16 protein-coding genes, 1 pseudogene and 1 riboswitch are annotated in these 17,734 nt (G+C 71.3%); of the genes and pseudogenes, 15 read left to right on the forward strand and 2 right to left on the reverse strand.

What is annotated here, in order from left to right; translation table 11 throughout:
- Positions 1–51: 51 nt before the first annotated feature.
- A complete protein-coding gene (locus ABZ919_RS19315) occupies positions 52–999 on the forward strand; it encodes a hypothetical protein (RefSeq protein ID WP_361248981.1) in 948 nt (315 codons plus the stop codon).
- Positions 1,000–1,041: 42 nt separating this feature from the next.
- Positions 1,042–2,772 carry an insulinase family protein gene (locus ABZ919_RS19320; protein WP_361248984.1) on the forward strand — a complete coding sequence of 577 codons (1,731 nt, stop codon included), beginning with the start codon at positions 1,042–1,044 and terminating at the stop codon, positions 2,770–2,772.
- 47 nt (positions 2,773–2,819) lie between these two features.
- Here ABZ919_RS19320 and ABZ919_RS19325 read toward each other — a convergent pair whose 3' ends face one another.
- Entirely contained in the window at positions 2,820–3,188 is a 369-nt protein-coding gene (locus ABZ919_RS19325; RefSeq protein ID WP_361248987.1) for a hypothetical protein, read from the reverse strand.
- 329 nt (positions 3,189–3,517) lie between these two features.
- On the opposite strand from ABZ919_RS19325, the gene ABZ919_RS19330 reads away from it, so the two are divergent.
- The 13 genes and pseudogenes from ABZ919_RS19330 to ABZ919_RS19390 all read left to right on the forward strand — a co-directional run bounded on the left by ABZ919_RS19330 (position 3,518) and on the right by ABZ919_RS19390 (position 16,881).
- Positions 3,518–4,345, forward strand: a complete 828-nt coding sequence (locus tag ABZ919_RS19330; RefSeq protein ID WP_361248990.1) for a glycoside hydrolase domain-containing protein — start codon at positions 3,518–3,520, stop codon at positions 4,343–4,345.
- A gap of 47 nt (positions 4,346–4,392) precedes the next feature.
- Positions 4,393–4,722, forward strand: coding sequence for a hypothetical protein (locus ABZ919_RS19335; RefSeq protein WP_361248992.1), 330 nt, complete (start codon positions 4,393–4,395; stop codon positions 4,720–4,722).
- 79 nt (positions 4,723–4,801) lie between these two features.
- On the forward strand, positions 4,802–5,401 hold the full coding sequence (locus tag ABZ919_RS19340; RefSeq protein WP_361248994.1) for a hypothetical protein: 600 nt from the start codon (positions 4,802–4,804) through the stop codon (positions 5,399–5,401).
- Positions 5,402–5,558: 157 nt separating this feature from the next.
- Complete coding sequence (locus ABZ919_RS19345) at positions 5,559–6,212, forward strand: SurA N-terminal domain-containing protein (RefSeq protein WP_361249230.1); 654 nt, start codon at positions 5,559–5,561, stop codon at positions 6,210–6,212.
- 204 nt (positions 6,213–6,416) lie between these two features.
- The gene (locus tag ABZ919_RS19350; RefSeq protein WP_361248997.1) at positions 6,417–7,475 is read left to right on the forward strand and encodes a nucleoside triphosphate pyrophosphohydrolase; all 1,059 of its coding nucleotides are present in this window, start codon (positions 6,417–6,419) and stop codon (positions 7,473–7,475) included.
- Complete coding sequence (locus ABZ919_RS19355; RefSeq protein WP_361249000.1) at positions 7,472–8,794, forward strand: cytochrome P450; 1,323 nt, start codon at positions 7,472–7,474, stop codon at positions 8,792–8,794. Before ABZ919_RS19350 ends, ABZ919_RS19355 begins: the two co-directional genes overlap by 4 nt.
- Before the next feature lie 149 nt (positions 8,795–8,943).
- A complete protein-coding gene (locus ABZ919_RS19360) occupies positions 8,944–10,056 on the forward strand; it encodes a transglycosylase family protein (protein ID WP_361249002.1) in 1,113 nt (370 codons plus the stop codon).
- A 182-nt stretch (positions 10,057–10,238) separates the two neighbouring features.
- Positions 10,239–10,414: riboswitch (cyclic di-AMP (ydaO/yuaA leader) on the forward strand.
- A gap of 4 nt (positions 10,415–10,418) precedes the next feature.
- Positions 10,419–11,114, forward strand: a complete 696-nt coding sequence (locus ABZ919_RS19365) for a transglycosylase family protein (RefSeq protein WP_361249004.1) — start codon at positions 10,419–10,421, stop codon at positions 11,112–11,114.
- A 352-nt stretch (positions 11,115–11,466) separates the two neighbouring features.
- Positions 11,467–12,753 carry a phosphopyruvate hydratase gene (gene eno, locus ABZ919_RS19370; protein WP_361249007.1) on the forward strand — a complete coding sequence of 429 codons (1,287 nt, stop codon included), beginning with the start codon at positions 11,467–11,469 and terminating at the stop codon, positions 12,751–12,753.
- A gap of 102 nt (positions 12,754–12,855) precedes the next feature.
- Complete coding sequence (locus ABZ919_RS19375) at positions 12,856–13,332, forward strand: septum formation initiator family protein (RefSeq protein WP_361249010.1); 477 nt, start codon at positions 12,856–12,858, stop codon at positions 13,330–13,332.
- 28 nt (positions 13,333–13,360) lie between these two features.
- Positions 13,361–13,810 (forward strand): annotated as a pseudogene (locus ABZ919_RS19380) (DUF501 domain-containing protein); the annotation flags it as partial.
- 156 nt (positions 13,811–13,966) lie between these two features.
- A complete protein-coding gene (locus ABZ919_RS19385; protein WP_361249233.1) occupies positions 13,967–14,944 on the forward strand; it encodes a Ppx/GppA phosphatase family protein in 978 nt (325 codons plus the stop codon).
- A 557-nt stretch (positions 14,945–15,501) separates the two neighbouring features.
- Positions 15,502–16,881, forward strand: coding sequence for an NAD(P)/FAD-dependent oxidoreductase (locus tag ABZ919_RS19390; protein WP_361249011.1), 1,380 nt, complete (start codon positions 15,502–15,504; stop codon positions 16,879–16,881).
- Positions 16,882–16,988: 107 nt separating this feature from the next.
- Here the strand turns inward: ABZ919_RS19390 and ABZ919_RS19395 are convergent, their stop codons facing one another.
- A complete protein-coding gene (locus tag ABZ919_RS19395; protein ID WP_361249014.1) occupies positions 16,989–17,645 on the reverse strand; it encodes a hypothetical protein in 657 nt (218 codons plus the stop codon).
- Positions 17,646–17,734: the final 89 nt, after the last annotated feature.

The following is a 17,734-nucleotide window of genomic DNA, read 5'->3' on the forward strand; positions in this document are numbered from 1 at the left end:
CGGATTCGCCCGGTGGCCGTGTTGTCACAGGCCTCGCCTAATATCCGCGGCATGTCGCTTCGCTCTCCCCTGCCGCCGCCCGACTTCGAGCTGGCCTCCGCCTTCCCGGAAGTGGCTTGGTTGCGTCAGGTCGCCGCCGCGTCGGACTGGACGGCCGTACGCCAGTACGTCGACGGCCTCCCGCAGGGCACGGACCGGGCGTTCGTCGTCCGCGTGCTGGCGGAGACACCCGGCGTCGAGCAGTCGTTGCGGGAGCAGGTCGCCGCCGATCCGTACGACGTGTTCGCCCTGACCGTGCTGGGCGCCCGCGAGGTCGACATCGGCTGGGGCATCAGGACCTCGGCGCGCGCCAAGAACGTGACCTGGGAACAGTTCGCCCGGTTCCACGCCCACCTGCGCGACGCGGAACAGCTGCTCATCCGCGCCACCGCCCTCGACCCGTCCTACGACGCCGCCTGGGCCGAACGCCTCAACACCGCCCGGGGACTGCAGTTGGGCAGGAACGAGGCGCGGCGACGGTACGACCGGCTGGCGAAGTACCACCCCGGTCACTTCACGGGGCAGGCACGCCTGCTCCAGCAGCTGTGCCCCAAGTGGGGCGGAAGCTGGGAGGAGGCGCACGGATTCGCCCGGGAGTGCATGCTCGGCGCCCCGGACGGCACCCTGAACGGCGGACTGGTGGCCGAGGCGCACATCGAGCACTGGCTGGACCTGAAGTCCGAGGCCCGTACCGAGTATCTGCACCGGCCGCACGTGCACGCCGAACTCACCGAGGCGGCCGCCCGGTCCGTGCTCCACCCGCAGTTCGGCCGCCCCCATGGATGGGTCACCGTGCAGGGGGCCTTCGCGGCGTTGTTCTCCCTGATGGGGGACACCGCGAGCGCCGCCGTGCACTTCCGGGCGCTGGGCGGTCTGGCGTCGGAGTATCCGTGGAGCTATCTCGGCAAGCCCGCCGAGTCCTACGTCCGGCACCGTGACGCCGCCCTCGCCCGAGGCTGACCGCCCCGACCCAGACGGGACACCGATGAACAGAGGCCGAAGATGAACCCCCAGGCCGCCGTCCACCACACCGAGGTCGACGGCATACCCACCCTCTTCGCGTACGCCGCGGGGCCGATGCGGGCCGGACTCGTCTTCCGCGTCGGCGTCGCCGACGAGTCGCTGGCCGGGGCCGGCGTCACCCACCTGGTGGAGCATCTCGCGCTGCACCGCCAAGGGCTGGCCGACTACCACTTCAACGGCGCCACCAAGGCCGCGTTCACGCACTTCCACGTGGAGGGCGCAGAACACGAGATCGTCGCCTATCTCACCGCTGTGTGCGCCTCCCTCGCCGGCCTGCCCATGGAACGGCTGGAGACCGAGAAGGAGATCCTGCGCACCGAGGAGTCCCGCCGGGAGCCGGGCCAACTGCCGCTGTGGCGCTACGGGGCACAGGGGTACGGCCTGGTCGCCTGCCCGGAGTGGGGCGTGCGCAACCTGCGCCCGGACGACGTGCGGCAGTGGGCGCAGACGTGGTTCACGCACGACAACGCCGTCCTCTGGATCGCCGGCGAGCGGATGCCCTACGGCCTGTCGCTGAAGCTGCCCGCCGGGGTGCGCCGTGCCATGCCGGCGGTGACCTCCGCCCTGCCGGTCACCCCCGCCTACTTCTCCGACGGCAAGGGCGGCGTCCTGCTGGACGCCGTCGTCACCGACACGACCGCGGCCCGGCTGTACGCCGGTGTCCTGGACCGCGAACTGTCGCGCGCCCTGCGCCAGGAGGGCGGCTACTCCTACACGGCGGCGACCGACTACTCCGCACGCCGGGACGGCTTCGCGACCGTGACGGCGTTCGCCGACGCGCTGCCGGACCGTCAGGACGCGGTGCTCGGCGGTTTCGTCGACGTCCTCGCCGGACTCCAGGTGGGCCGGATCGCGCAGGCCGACCTGGATGCGGTGCGCGGCCGCGCCGACTCGGCGCTGACCGCGCCCGAGGCGGCCGCCCGGCGGCTGCCGGGCCTCGCGGAGGACCTGCTCGCCGGGCGGCCGCCGCGCGGCCTCGACGACCTGCGCGCCGAACTGTGGGCGGTGACGCCGCTGCAGGTGCACGCGGTGGCCGTGGAGGCCGCGGGCACGTCCCTGATGCAGGTGCCCTCGGGACACACCGCCGACTGGGCGGGGTACACCGAGGCCCCGACGAGTTCCCCGTACGCCGTCACCGGACGGCGCTTCGAGCAAGCGGGCGACGGTGGCACCGCCCTGGTCGTGGGCGACGAGGGCGTCAGCCTGACGTGCACGGAGCGGGACGGCAGGCAGCGGGCGGCGACGGTGCTCTACCGGGCCTGTGCCGCCGTGCTGAACTGGCCCGACGGCGCACGCCGGCTCATCGGTACCGACGGCATCTCCGTCGACCTGGAGCCGGGGCTGTACGGCGTCGACACGCACACCCTGGCGGTCGTCGACGCGGCTGTGCCGCCCGCGGCCGTGGTACGGCTGCCCCCTCGGCAGAACCGGCCCCGGCCCGAGACGGCGGCAGCGGCACCCGCCGGGAGAGACGTGTCGTCCCCGCCCCCCGCCCCCGTGCGCCGCACGGCCGGACAGACGGCGGCGTTGATCGTCCTCGGTCTGCTCACCGTGGTCTGTGCCTTCGTCGCCCTCTCGGTCACCGCGTTCGGCAACGATCCGCAGACCGGTGTCGGCGCGTGGATCGGGCTCTCGGTGTTCCTCTGGGGCCTGACGGGCCTCCTCGCCTGGCCCGCGGTACGGATCGTGCGCCGCACCCGCAGGGCGTGAGACGGGGCGGGCCCCCGGCCGTGCCGGTCTGCGGGGCCCGCTCCTCGTCAACGCCCGTAGGGGTGGTACCCGTACGGCTGCCCGGGCGGTGCCGGGTGGATCGGCTGGACCGGCACCGGCCTCGGTGTGCGCTGGTCGAAGACGGCGAACAGGAGCATGGCCGTGGCGATCAGCCACGTCAGAAGTGCGGCCGCGCCGAGCACCGGGTCGCCGTTCCCGCCACTGCGGACGGCCGCCCACGGCAGGGTCACCACCTCGTAGAAGGCGAACGCCGCGAACGCCCCCCAGTCCGAGGGCCGTCTGCGGCGGATCGCCACGTACAGGAACGGAACCCAGGCCAACAGGCCGAAGGAGACCCAGACCAAGGCAGACCAGGCGATTCTCTGGATCCAGCCGGCTTCCAGTCGTCTTTCCATCCCACCCCTCCAGGTTCTCCGCGGCAGAGAGGCGGAGAACGTGGGGAAAGGTTAAAGGAGCGCGGCGTCCCGTCGGTGGGCGGCCGGAAAGGTGACCGAAGATCCGAAGACCGGGCAAAGGTTCCACCCGGCCCTGAATCTTTGCCGCGCCTTGAGGAGATCTTGTGACTCCCGAGGGCCGGGGTTTTCCGGGCCTGGTGGCGGCGTCGGTTACGGTGCGATCCGCTCCGGGCGCCGTGTGCGCGTCAAGCGCCCCGCCCGAGTGCACAGCGTCTTTCGACGACCCTGGCGTGCCGCGCACATGAGTCGTCATCAGGAATGGGGTGGGGATGTCCAGCCATCGGCTGTCCAAGAAGGGCCGTTACATCGCCTGGGCGACGGCGGGCGCCGCCGTCGTGGCCGGCGCCGGGATCGCGGCGCAGGCCTCGATGGCAGCCACGTCCTGGCCGGCGCAGAGGACCTTCACGGGCCACGCGTTCGACACCTGCGCCGCCCCGTCCCTGAGCGCGATGAAGGCCTGGCACACCGGCTTCTACGGCGCGGCGGCGGTCTACATCGGCGGCAAGAACCGAGGGTGCAGCCAGCCCAACCTCACCGCCTCCTGGGTGAAGTCGGTCGACTCGACCGGCTGGAAGCTCATTCCGATCTACGTCGGCGCCCAGCCGCCCTGCCAGTCCGGCTCCAACCCGGAGAAGCTCACCGCCACCACCGCCGCCTCCCTCGGCAAGACGGACGCGGACGACGCGGTGTCCAAGGCGTCGGGTCTCGGGATGAAGGCCGGCAGCCCGGTCTTCCTCGACATGGAGCCGTACGACGTCAGCAACACGTCGTGCAACGACGCCGTGCTGACGTACGTGCGGGCCTTCGACAAGGAACTGCGCGCCAAGATCTACCGCCCCGGCTTCTACGGCTTCACCAGCTCCAGCGCCAAGGCGATCGCCACCGCCGCGGACAAGACGGACCTGCCGGGCAACCTGTGGTACGCGCTGTGGGACAAGCAGTACACCACGACCACGGACTGGCCGTGGGGTTCCACCCAGTTCACCGACCACAGCCGTGGTCACCAGTACATGGTGAACAGCAAGGAGACGCGCAACGGCTACACGATCACCGTGGACCGTGACGCGTGGGACGGGCCCGTCGCGATCACCGGCTGAGCCGGGCGCCGACGTCGGAGAGAGGGACGGACATGGAGGTGCAGGGCATGGAGGCTGCCGGCGTCAGGCCGCCGCTTCGGTCGTTCGCCGTACGGGCGGTCTTCGCCGCCCTGCCCGTGGTCAGCTTCGGACTGCTCTGCCCCCTGCCGTCCCTCGTCCTCGCCCTGCTGCGGGGCGCCCGCACCGACTGGTGGGCCTTCGGCGCGTTCAGCGCGGTCCTCGCGGCCTGGGTCGCCGAGCTCGAACTGACGCCGGACACCACGCACGGACCCGTGTTCGCGGCCGACGTGGCGCTGATCCTTCTGTCCGTGGTGGGCGCCTCGCTGCACGCGTGGAACGCGTGGAAGGCGTGGCCCCGGCGGACGGATCCGAGCTGAGCCCGACGCTGCAGGGGCGTCGGGGCGAGAGCAGAGCACGAGAGCGGGCTGGGCGACAGTGGCGAAGCGGGTCAGACAGGTGGCGCAGACGCGGTCGGCGCAGACGGAGGCGACCGGGCGGCTCGGCGCCGTGGGGCGCGCGGCCGTCACATGGCTGCGTGCGCTGCCCGGGCGCACCCTGTGGCTGGTGGCGGGCGTCCTGCTCGCCTGTGCCGGGCTGACCGCGGCCGGCGTGCTGTTCTTCGGGCACGACGACGGCCGTCCGCCCATTCCCGACACCCGCGCACGCCGCTACACGGAGACCGACGCCTGCCTGCTGACCGACGACAAGGGCATCACGGCGGGAACCACCGCCGCCCAGGTCTGGCAGGGGATGCAGGACGCCTCTCTGAAGACGCACGCGCGCGTGAGCTACGCCCCGGTGACGGGGAAGCAGAGCGCCGGTCGTGCGCGTCCGTTCCTCAACAGCCTCCTCCAGCGCTCCTGTGAGGTCGTCCTCGCCGCCGGCCCGGCCGAGGTCACGTCGGCGCAGCAGGCCGCACCGCGCTTCCAGAAGGTCGACTTCGTCCTCGTCGGCGGGGGGCACACGGGGCGGAACGTGGCCACCGTCGCCCCCGGTGACGGCCTGCGGGCCGGCGTCGCGGACGCCGTCGAGCGCGCGGTGAACGCACGGGAGTGACCGAAAGGCGCCGTCCGGGAACGACCCGTGGCGCGGCGGTGCCCGATGCGCGCGCGAATCGTTGGTCGAATGGGTTGGCCGCGGCCTGCCCACTGCCTACCATCGATCACCGCAAGACTTTGTGCACCGTCGCACAATCTCCCCGTTGGAGGTTTCCTTGCACCGCCGCCGTCGCACCGCGCTCGTCCTCACCGCCGCGATCGCCGCCGCGGCACCCCTGCTGACCGCCTGCGGACACGATGCGCATCCGGGCGCCGCGGCCGTCGTCGGCGGGCAGCGGATCACCGTCTCGCAGCTGGAGAGCCGGGTCGCCGAGGTCCGCAGGGCACAGCGCGCCGCGGTGCCGGACGAGTCCCAGTACCAGCAGGTCCTCGCCTCCACCAGCAGTCTGACCCGGGACACCCTGCACAACATGGTCCTCGACCGGGTGCTGCACCGTGCCGCTCAGGACGCGGGCATCACGGTCACCCCCAGGGAGGTCCAGGAGATGCGCACCGACCTGGAGCAGCAGGCCGGCGGCGCCAAGGGCCTGCAGACCGCCTGGCTGCAGAAGTACGGCATCGCCCCGGCCCGCCTCGACGACAACCTCCGGCTCCAGCTGGAGGCGCAGAAGCTGGCCAAGGAGCTCGGCACGGACACCAGCCAGCCCGCCTTCTGGAAGGCACTGTCCAAGGCCTCCGGGGAACTGCGCATCGACCTCAACCCGCGCTACGGCACCTGGGACGTGCGGAAGAGCAGCCGTGTGGACGCCAAGACGCCCTGGATCCGGGAGGTCACCACCGCGGCGGGCGGTCAGCCGGTGACGGCGTAGCGCGGCCGCGCCGGGCTCCAGAACGGTACGGCAGCGGGGCTCCCGGGGCGCCGGAACGGTACGGCAGCGGGGCGCCGGAACGGTACGGCACGGGAGCGAGCCGGTCCCGGGGACCGGGCCGACGCCGGTCATACGATCACACGGTCGTCCCTGCCCTGTGGACAACCGAATCCGCTCCCCGCCGCCGTGGGTTACGTTCGGATCGTGAACGCATCCAGCTCCGACGCCCCCGCCGCCGGCCCCGGGCACATCGTCCTGCTCACCACCAGCCACCGGGTCGCCCCCGGCCTGCTGTCCTGGCCCGCCTGGCAGGCCCTGCGCGCCGCCGACTGCGTGCTGTGCGCGGACGGAGCGCATCCGCAGCTGCCGTATCTGCGCGAGGCCGGCATAGCGGTGGAGCAGGCGTCCCCCACCGCGCAGGAGCTGGTCGACGCCTGCGCAGGCGGGCGGACGGTGGTGGTCGTGGCCACCGGCGAGGGGGAGCCCGCGCTCACCGACGGCCTGGCCCGGCTGGCCGGCTCCGGTCGCGTCGCCATGCCGCAGCTGGAGCTGCTGCCGGCCTCCTACGACCTGCCCGGTGCCCGCCTGCTGGACCTCGTCCAGGTCATGGACCGCATCCGTGCCGAGTGCCCCTGGTCGTCGAGGCAGACCCACGAGGGCCTCGTCAAGTACGGCATCGAGGAGGCGTACGAACTGGTCGAGGCGATCGAGGCCGGCGACCGTGAGGAACTGCGCGAAGAGCTGGGCGACGTCCTGCTCCAGGTCGTCTTCCACTCCCGGATCGCCGAGGAGCACCCGGAGGCGCCGTTCTCCGTCGACGACGTGGCCGGCGGCATCGTCGCCAAGCTCGTCCACCGTCACCCGCACGTCTTCGGGGACGAGAAGGCCGAGACGCCGGAGGACGTCAAGGCGCACTGGCTGCGCACCAAGGCCGAGGAGAAGCGGCGCGCCTCGGTCACGGAGGGCGTTCCGCTCGGCCAGCCCGGCCTGGCCCTCGCCGCCAAGCTCGCCTCCCGCGCGCGTACGGCGGGCCTCGACGTGCCGCTCCCGCAGGGCGAGGGCATCGGCTATCAGCTGCTGGCGCTGGCGGCCCGTGCCGAGGCGGAGGGCGTGGACCCGGAGGCGGCCCTGCGTGCGGCGGCGCGCGCGTACCGGAGCGCCATCCGGGAGGCGGAGGGGGTCGCGCCCGAGGTGATACCCGAGGCCGGCGGCGGGCACCGGGACGCCGAGGCCCACCCGGATCCGGATACCGTCGAGGAGTGACCGACCAGCCCCACCCCCCGACGGCATCCGCCCCCGCCCCCGCGCTCTTCACCTGGGAGTTCGCCACCGACCCCTACCCGGCCTACGCCTGGCTGCGCGAGCACGCGCCGGTGCACCGGACGCGGCTGCCCAGCGGGGTGGAGGCTTGGCTGGTCACCCGGTACGCCGACGCCAAGCAGGCCCTCGCCGACCAGCGGCTCAGCAAGAACCCGGCGCATCACGACGAGCCCGCGCACGCCAAGGGCAGGACCGGCATCCCCGGTGAGCGCAAGGCCGAGCTGATGACCCATCTGCTGAACATCGACCCGCCGGACCACACCCGGCTGCGCCGGCTGGTCAGCAAGGCGTTCACCCCGCGCCGGGTCGCCGAGTTCGCGCCGCGGGTGCAGGAGCTGACCGACCGGCTCATCGACGGGTTCGCGGCCAGGGGCTCGGCGGATCTCATCCACGAGTTCGCCTTCCCGCTGCCCATCTACGCCATCTGTGACATGCTCGGCGTCCCGCGCGAGGACCAGGACGACTTCCGCGACTGGGCGGGCATGATGATCCGGCACGGCGGAGGGCCGCGCGGCGGGGTCGCGCGGTCGGTGAAGAAGATGCGCGGCTACCTCGCCGAGCTGATCCACAAGAAGCGCGAGGCGCTGCCCGGCGAGCCCGCGCCCGGCGAGGACCTGATCTCGGGCCTGATCCGCGCCTCGGACCACGGTGAGCACCTCACCGAGAACGAGGCCGCGGCGATGGCCTTCATCCTGCTGTTCGCCGGTTTCGAGACCACCGTGAACCTGATCGGCAACGGCATGTACGCCCTGCTCACCCACCCCGTCCAGCGCGAGCGCCTCCAGGAGTCCCTGGCCGGGCGGGAAAGGGACCTCCTGGAGAGCGGCGTGGAGGAACTCCTGCGCTACGACGGCCCGGTGGAGCTGGCCACCTGGCGGTTCGCCACCGAACCGCTCACCGTCGGCGGGCAGGACATCGCGCCCGGGGACCCGGTGCTCGTGGTGCTCGCGGCGGCGGACCGGGACCCGCAGCGGTTCGCCGACCCGGACGTGCTCGACCTCGCCCGCCGCGACAACCAGCACCTCGGTTACGGCCACGGCATCCACTACTGCCTCGGCGCGCCGCTCGCCCGCCTGGAGGGCCAGACCGCACTCGCCGCCCTGCTCACCCGGCTGCCCGACCTGCGGCTCGCCGTCGATCCGGCCGATCTGAGATGGCGTGGCGGACTCATCATGCGGGGCCTGCGCACCCTGCCCGTGGAGTTCACTCCGGCCGCCGGAGACACGCCCGAGAAGGGCGCCCCGGAGGTCGTAGAACCGTAAACATGACAGCAGTTCAACTTTGTGATCTTCACGTGATCTGCGCGGCATTAACTTGTGACAAGTGATCGTCTGCCGATACGTTCACCCATCAGCGTGGCGACGAACAGCAGTTCGCCGCGCGACCCCGCTGTCGCACGAAAGGCATCCGCATGCTCTCCGGGAACGGTCGTCACCGTCGCCCCCGTCAGGCTCCGGCCCTCCTCGTCGCTGCCGGAGTGACCGGCTCGGCCATCGCCATCCCGCTGCTCGGCGCCGCGAGCGCCAACGCCGCCGACGGCACCACGTGGGACAAGGTCGCCGAGTGTGAGAGCGGTGGTTCGTGGAGCGCGGACACCGGCAACGGCTACTACGGCGGCCTGCAGATCTCGCAGGACGACTGGGACAGGTACGGCGGCACGCAGTACGCGCAGAGCGCCGACCAGGCCAGCCGCAACCAGCAGATAGCGGTCGCCGAGAAGATCCTCGCGGACCAGGGGACCAAGCCGTGGACCACCTGCGCCCTGCTCTCCGGACTGACCTCCGGCTCGGCTTCGGCCGACGTCGACACCGGCGTCGGCGGCCCGGGGGACACGTCCGGCTCGGGAGGCGGTTCCGACTCGTCCGGTCTGCCGGATTCGTCCTCGGACTCCGGTCCCGGCTCTGACTCCGGGACCGGTTCCGGCTCCAACGCCGGTGCCGCCACGGACTCTTCCGGATCCGACTCTTCCGGTTCGAGCTCCGCCGGCTCGGAGGCGAGCACCACGCCGGCCCCGAGTCCGAGCGAAGGTGTCACCGGAACCCCCGAGGCCACCGGAACCCCCGACGCGGCCGGTGGCTCCGCCGGGACCGGGACCGCGACCCCCGAGTCCGACAAGAGCGGCAAGTCCGGTTCGTCCGACGGTGGAGGGTCACAGGGGGGTGACAGCTCGTCCACAGCGGCACCCGATGTCGACAACTCGGACAATTACCAGCAGAGTGCCGGTTCTTGGAGTCTCATCGACACCGGAGCCCTCGGCAGCGGCGGACGTCACCGCGGCACGAGTGCGGACGAAAGCGCGACAAACGGTCAGAACGCACCGTCTTCGGGTCGGCACGCCGGCCAGGGGCCGGACACCTATACGGTCCGCGAGGGCGACTCCCTCGCCTCCATCGCCGACTCCCTTGGCGTCCACGGCGGATGGCATGCGCTCTACGAGGGCAACAAGAAGGCCATCGGTGCCGACCCGAACCGCATCACCGCCGGTCAGACCCTGAAAGTAGAGGGCGAAAAGGGCGACGGCTAACGCGAGTTGACGCCCCACTTCGTGACTGATGTCCGGTTTGGTGAAAGTGTGGGATGAGTCTCAGAAGCCCTGATCGTCTTTGAAATTCCGCCGATCGCATGTCTACGGTCAGGACCGCTCGTCACCACGAGCCCCGGCAGCCGCAACGCCGAATCCTGCCAGCGGTTGCCCGGGAACAGTCGTCGCGTCAAGCGCCGTAGGCAGGAGCGGGGGACCCAAGGTAAGCGCCGGGCCCAGCGGTTGACGCTGGAACCGGCTAGGGGTGAAGCCGCACGGCTCGCGAAAGCGGGCGTGCGGCCGGGCAACTCAACCGGCCCGAACCCGACAGCTCACCTCGCAGGCGTCGGTGAGGGGATCGATCCATGCTGTTCTCCGGCAAGGGCAAGCACCGTCGCCCGTCCAAGGCCGTCCGCGCCGTCGCGCTCGCCGGTGTCACCGGCGCCGCCGTCGCCGCCCCGCTGATGGCGGCGGGCAACGCCTCCGCCGCCACCGCCTCCGAGTGGGACGCGGTCGCCCAGTGCGAGTCGGGCGGCAACTGGTCCATCAACACCGGCAACGGCTACTACGGCGGTCTGCAGTTCTCCGCCTCCACCTGGGCCGCGTACGGCGGCACCGCCTACGCCGCGCAGGCCAACCAGGCCACCAAGGCGCAGCAGATAGCCGTCGCCGAGAAGGTCCTCGCCGCGCAGGGCAAGGGCGCCTGGCCGGTCTGCGGCACGGGCCTGTCCGGTGCCGCCTACAACGGCTCCGCCCCGACGGGCACCTCGTCGAGCAAGAGCACGAGCGCCGGCACCACCTCCCGCTCCACCGGCCAGCAGGCCGCCACCCGCTCCACCCAGCGCACGGCCCCGAAGGCGAGCAAAACCGTCACCACCCCGACCGGCAAGAAGGTCAAGAAGGGTGACGGCGAGTACAAGGTCGTCAAGGGCGACACCCTGAGCGCCATCGCCGCCACGCACCACGTCGCCGGCGGCTGGCAGAAGCTGTTCAAGCTGAACAAGGACATCGTTCAGGACGCGGACCTCATCTACCCGGGCCAGCAGCTGCACCTGAAGTGATCCCCGGCCCGGTGGCCGCGCACGTGGCTCCCGGCTCCGAACGGACCCGCAGCGCCCTCACACCCTCACCCCCCACACCGAAGGCTCCGTGAGGGCCACCCCCGTCCCCCGCGGACCCCCCGCCCCGGCGCGTGTTCCCCCGTACGCGCCGGGGCGGGGTCTTTCGTTTTCCCGTTCTTCACCCCCACCCCCCTTTGTTCCGCTGGTGAACAATGGGTACCGTCTGCGTGTCCCTCCTGTCCACGGGGCGGTCGGTCGGTGGCCGACGCCCCCGGGACGGTTAGGCTCTAGTCGCAAGGCACAGCCGTAAGGCACCCGCCCCGCACTTCCAGCGTCACATCCCAAGAAGGAGATGCTCGTGCCGTCCATCGACGTCGTCGTAGCCCGGGAAATCCTGGACTCCCGAGGCAACCCCACGGTCGAGGTCGAGGTCGGCCTCGACGACGGCAGCACGGGTCGTGCCGCCGTCCCGTCCGGCGCCTCGACCGGCGCCTTCGAGGCCATCGAGCTGCGCGACGGTGACCCCAACCGTTACCAGGGCAAGGGCGTCGAGAAGGCCGTCCTCGCCGTCATCGAGCAGATCGGCCCGGAACTGGTCGGCTACGACGCCACCGAGCAGCGCCTGATCGACCAGGCCATGTTCGACCTGGACGCCACCGACAACAAGGGTTCGCTCGGCGCCAACGCCATCCTCGGCGTCTCCCTCGCCGTCGCCCACGCCGCCTCCGAGGCCAGCGACCTCCCGCTCTTCCGCTACCTGGGCGGCCCGAACGCGCACCTGCTGCCGGTGCCGATGATGAACATCCTCAACGGCGGCTCGCACGCGGACTCCAACGTGGACATCCAGGAGTTCATGATCGCCCCGATCGGCGCGGAGTCCTTCTCCGAGGCCCTGCGCTGGGGCGCCGAGGTCTACCACACCCTGAAGAAGGTCCTGAAGAACAAGGGCCTGTCCACCGGCCTCGGCGACGAGGGCGGCTTCGCCCCGAACCTCGGCTCCAACCGCGAGGCCCTGGACCTGATCCTGGAGGCCGTCAAGGAGGCCGGTTACGCCCCCGGCGAGCAGATCGCCCTGGCCCTCGACGTCGCCGCCTCGGAGTTCTACAAGGACGGCAAGTACCTCTTCGAGGGCAAGGAGCGCTCCGCCGCCGAGATGACGGAGTACTACGAGGAGCTCGTCGCGGCCTACCCGCTCGTCTCCATCGAGGACCCGCTGTTCGAGGACGACTGGGCCGGCTGGAAGGTCATCACCGACCGCCTCGGCGACAAGGTCCAGCTGGTCGGCGACGACCTGTTCGTCACCAACCCCGAGCGCCTCGCCCGCGGCATCGAGGAGGGCACTGCCAACGCCCTGCTGGTGAAGGTCAACCAGATCGGTTCGCTGACCGAGACCCTGGACGCCGTGGAGCTCGCCCAGCGCAGCGGCTTCAAGTGCATGATGTCCCACCGCTCCGGCGAGACCGAGGACGTCACCATCGCCGACCTGGCCGTCGCCACCAACTGCGGCCAGATCAAGACCGGCGCCCCGGCCCGCTCCGAGCGCGTCGCCAAGTACAACCAGCTGCTGCGCATCGAGGAGATCCTCGACGACGCCGCGGTGTACGCGGGCCGCTCGGCCTTCCCCCGCTTCAAGGGCTGAGCCGACCCGGGCCACGTCTTAGCCAGTCGTACGTACGTCCCCGGATCCGGTCCCGTACCGTGTCCGGGGACGTACGCACGTGAAAGGGGAGGCGGAGAGCCGATGGCCGTGAAGAACCGGGACCGTTTCTCCACCGCGACCAGACTGCGGCTGCTCGGTGAGCAGACGGCGGCCCGGGTCTACCGCTCCCAGACCAGACGGCAGGCCCGCCGCTCCCGGCTCACCGGCCGGGCGGCGCTGCTGGCGCTGGTGCTGTGCTCGATGATCGTCGCCCTCGCCTATCCGATGCGGCAGTACGTCTCCCAGCGCGCGCAGATCTCCGACCTGCAACGGCAGCAGGAGCAGGACCGCAAGCGGGTCGAGCAGCTGCGCGACCTCAAGGCGCGCTGGCAGGACGACTCCTACGCCGAGCAGCAGATCCGGCTCCGGCTGCACTACGTCATGCCCGGCGAGACCGGGTACGTGGTGGTCGACCCGGGCGCGGCCAAGCAGTCCCGCGCCGACCTCAGGTCCGCCCGCCGGCCCTGGTACGCGAATGTCTGGGACGGGGTCGACAAGTCCGACGCCTCCGACCAGTGAACCGACAGAAAGACAGCTGAAGACAGTCATGGAAACGCCTCCGCCGCCCACTCCGCGCACCGAGCCGACCGCCGCGGACGTCGAGGCCTTCAAGCAGCAGCTCGGGCGTCCGCCGCGCGGGCTGAGGGCGATCGCGCACCGCTGCCCGTGCGGGCAGCCGGACGTCGTGGAGACGGCCCCGAGGCTGCCGGACGGCACCCCCTTCCCGACGACGTACTACCTGACGTGCCCGCGCGCCGCGTCCGCGATCGGCACGCTGGAGGCGAACGGCGTCATGAAGGAGATGACCGAGCGGCTGCAGAGCGACCCCGAACTGGCCGCCGCCTACCGGGCCGCGCACGAGGACTACATCCGCCGCCGGGACGAGATCGAGGTCCTGGAGGGCTTCCCGAGCGCGGGCGGCATGCCGGACCGGGTCAAGTGCCTGCACGTGCTGGTCGGCCACTCGCTGGCCGCCGGCCCGGGTGTGAACCCCCTCGGCGACGAGGCCATCGCCATGCTGCCCGAGTGGTGGCGCAAGGGGCCCTGTGTGCAGCCGCTCGAGGCGCCCGACCCGGCGGACGAGCACCCCGGCGAGGAGGGCCGCGTCCTCGACCCCGCCGAGGTCCGCAGCGGCTTCTTCGCGGACCGGCCGATGGTCCCGGAGGGCTTCTCGCGGGTCGCGGCCGTCGACTGCGGCACGAACTCCATCCGGCTGCTGGTCGCGGACGTCGCCCCGGCCACCGGTGAACTGCTGGAGCTGGACCGGCGCATGACGATCGTGCGGCTCGGCCAGGACGTGGACCGCACCGGACGGCTGGCGCCCGAGGCGCTGGAGCGGACCTTCGCCGCCTGCCGGGAGTACGCGGAGGTCATCCGTGAACTCGGCGCCACCAGGGTGCGGTTCGTCGCCACCTCCGCCTCCCGCGACGCCGAGAACCGGGACGACTTCGCGCGCGGCGTGCGGGACATCCTCGGGGTCGAGCCGGAGGTCATCTCCGGTGAGCAGGAGGCCGAGTTCTCCTTCACCGGCGCGACGACGGAACTGAAGGGGCGTGCCGACCTCGCCAGGCCGTACCTCGTCGTGGACATCGGCGGCGGCTCCACGGAGTTCGTCGTCGGCGAGGAGCACGTGGGGACCGCGCGGTCGGTGGACATCGGCTGCGTGCGGATGACGGAACGTCACCTGCTGCGGGACGGCAAGGTCTCCGACCCGCCCACCGAGGAGGAGATCGCCGCCATGCGGGCCGACATCGAAGCGGCCCTGGACCTCGCCGAGGAGACGGTGCCGCTGCGTGAGGCGCGCACCCTGGTGGGCCTGGCCGGGTCCGTCACCACCGTCTCGGCCATCGCGCAGGAGCTGCCCGAGTACGACTCCGCGCGCATCCACCACTCCCGCGTCTCGCGCGAGAGGGTCCGCGAGATCACCGAGTGGCTGCTGCGCTCCACGCACGCCGAGCGCGCCGCGATCCCGTCCATGCACCCCGGCCGGGTCGACGTGATCGGCGCGGGCGCCCTCGTGCTGCTCGCGATCATGGAGCGGATCGGTGCCGACGAGGTCGTGGTGAGCGAGCACGACATCCTCGACGGCATCGCCTTCAGCGCGGCGGACGCGCCGGCGCCGGGTAAGTAGGCCGCCCCGTCGCACTCCCGTCGCACTCCCGTGTCCCTCGTCGTCGTGGTCGACGACGACGGGGGCAGCCGCCCGGATACGGCGGGCCGGTCGGATGGTGCGCGCTGTTGCGCGGCTCTCTTTTACTACTCATCGGTAGCCGTCTGCTGAGCAGGTCGGATAACGTTTGAGCGGCTTCCGAGGCCCCTCGGCGGTGCCAGGGTGATGCCGGGTCGGAAAAGTTCGTGAAGTTCTTCACAAGGAATTTGGCCCGGCTGACGTACGGAAGGCCCCCGGTTGGCCCTTTCGGGGCACGAAGAGGCCTTTGAACATGTTCAGATAGGGGTCGTACGACACCTTCGGATCGCGTGGCGACGAAGGCGTTACGAGCGGCTCACGCCACCGCCCACGCCGAGAGAGGCAGCTCACGCGGCATTGACAACGGACGCGGAGTGCTGCGGTTCCCCTTGCTCGCCATGACCTGCATCACGCGGGCCGCGGAGTGTAGCACAGGCCCTGTCGAAGCTTGTGAAGGGGCGCACGAGCGACCCCCTCGAGGCGGGTGGATACTCGATGGCATGAGCACCACGGAGCGTCCCAGGATCCTCGTAGTAGGCGGTGGGTACGTAGGCCTGTACGCAGCTCGGCGCATTCTCAAGAAGATGCGCTACGGAGAGGCGACCGTCACGGTCGTCGACCCCCGGTCGTACATGACCTACCAGCCCTTCCTCCCCGAAGCCGCCGCCGGCAACATCTCCCCTCGCCATGTCGTCGTCCCGCTGCGGCGCGTGCTGCCGAAGGCGGAGGTCCTCACCGGTCGGGTCACCACCATCGACCAGGACCGCAAGGTCGCCACGATCGCCCCGCTGGTGGGCGAGGCGTACGAGCTGCCCTTCGACTACCTCGTCATCGCGCTCGGCGCGGTCTCCCGCACCTTCCCGATCCCCGGCCTCGCCGAGCAGGGCATCGGCATGAAGGGCATCGAGGAGTCCATCGGGCTGCGCAACCACGTCCTCGAGCAGCTGGACAAGGCCGACTCCACGACCGACGAGGAGATCCGCCGCAAGGCGCTCACCTTCGTCTTCATCGGCGGTGGCTTCGCGGGTGCGGAGACCATCGGCGAGGTCGAGGACCTGGCCCGGGACGCGGCCAAGTACTACAAGAACGTGTCCCGCGAGGACATGCGCTTCATCCTCGTCGACGCCGCCGACAAGATCCTCCCCGAGGTGGGTCCCAAGCTCGGCCAGTACGGCAAGGAGCACCTCGAGGGCCGCGGTGTGGAGATCTACCTCTCCACCTCCATGGACTCCTGCGTCGACGGCCACGTCGTGCTGAAGAACGGCCTCGAGGTCGACTCCAACACGATCGTGTGGACGGCCGGCGTCAAGCCGAACCCGGCCCTGTCCCGCTTCGGTCTGCCGCTCGGCCCGCGCGGCCACGTGGACTGCGAGCCCACGCTCCAGGTCAAGGGCACCGACTACATCTGGGCCGCCGGTGACAACGCGCAGGTCCCGGACCTCGTCGGCCGCAAGGCGGGCAACGAGAACGCCTGGTGCCCGCCGAACGCCCAGCACGCGCTGCGCCAGGCGCGGATCCTCGGCGACAACGTGGTCTCCGGCATGCGGGGCTTCCCGCAGAAGGAGTACGAGCACGCCAACAAGGGTGCGGTCGCGGGTCTCGGCCTGCACAAGGGCGTGGCGATGATCGTCATGGGCAAGATGAAGATCAAGCTCAAGGGCCGCCTCGCCTGGTACATGCACCGTGGCTACCACGGTCTGGCGATGCCGACCTGGAACCGCAAGATCCGCGTCTTCGCGGACTGGACGCTCGGCATGTTCCTCAAGCGCGAGGTCGTCTCCCTGGGTGCCATGGAGAACCCGCGCGAGGAGTTCTACGAGGCCGCGAAGCCCGCGCCGGTCGCCGCAGCCAAGACCGAGGAGAAGGCCAAGGCCTCCTGACCTCCGGTCACCGGAACACCCCGAAGGACCTCCCGCCATCCGTGGTGCGGGAGGTCCTTCGGCGTGTCCGGGCACGGGCTCCCACCGGGGCCGGTGACGTTCCCGGGTCAGGTGAATGTGGCCGGCCCCTCGGCCTGCGCGGTGCCGTGGTGCGGGACCTCGATGCTGTGGAGCACCTGCTCGTAGTCGTGGTCGACGGCGCCCTTCCGGTCACCCGTGCCGACAGCCATGATCATGATCGCCTGCTGGCCGAGGTCGACGAGACGGATGTGCCCCGTCTGGCCGTCCCTGCCGCCGAGCTTCGCCTCCAGGTAGTGGTCGCCGCCCGTGGTGCCGTCATGGACATCGGTGCTGGTCAGCTCGGCAGTGGTGTCGATGATGTTGTAGCCGTGCACCGCCGCCTTCAAGCCTCCCTTCAGGTCCCAGGGGCGGGCCGGGTCCGGACCGTGCCCGTCCAGGACCGAGAAGCCCATGGCCCCGTACCCGGTCGGCACCACGTAGTCGCGGATGTCCACCCCGCTGTCGTCGACCTGCTGCGTCTGGGGTTCTCCGGGGAGCTGGACGGTGATGCCGCTCGGGGCGTCGGTGATCTTCTTCCATTGCGTGGCGCCGTCGTGGTGGCCGGCGGCGGTGACGGGGGCGGTGTGGCCGGCCGCCGGGGCGGCGAACGCGGCGCCCTGTGACAGCACGCCTCCGGTGATCACCGCCGTCGAGGCGGCGAGCAGGGCGAAGCGCTGGAACCTGGAGAGACGGACCATGGTCATTCACATCCGATGGGGAGCGGGGGCGGTCGGGTACGTCATCCATTACGGCCAGGCCCCCCGAGGCCCGTCATGCCCCTGAAAGTCGTGAC

The organism is Streptomyces sp. NPDC046759 (genome assembly GCF_040645475.1).
Taxonomy (GTDB): domain Bacteria; phylum Actinomycetota; class Actinomycetes; order Streptomycetales; family Streptomycetaceae; genus Streptomyces.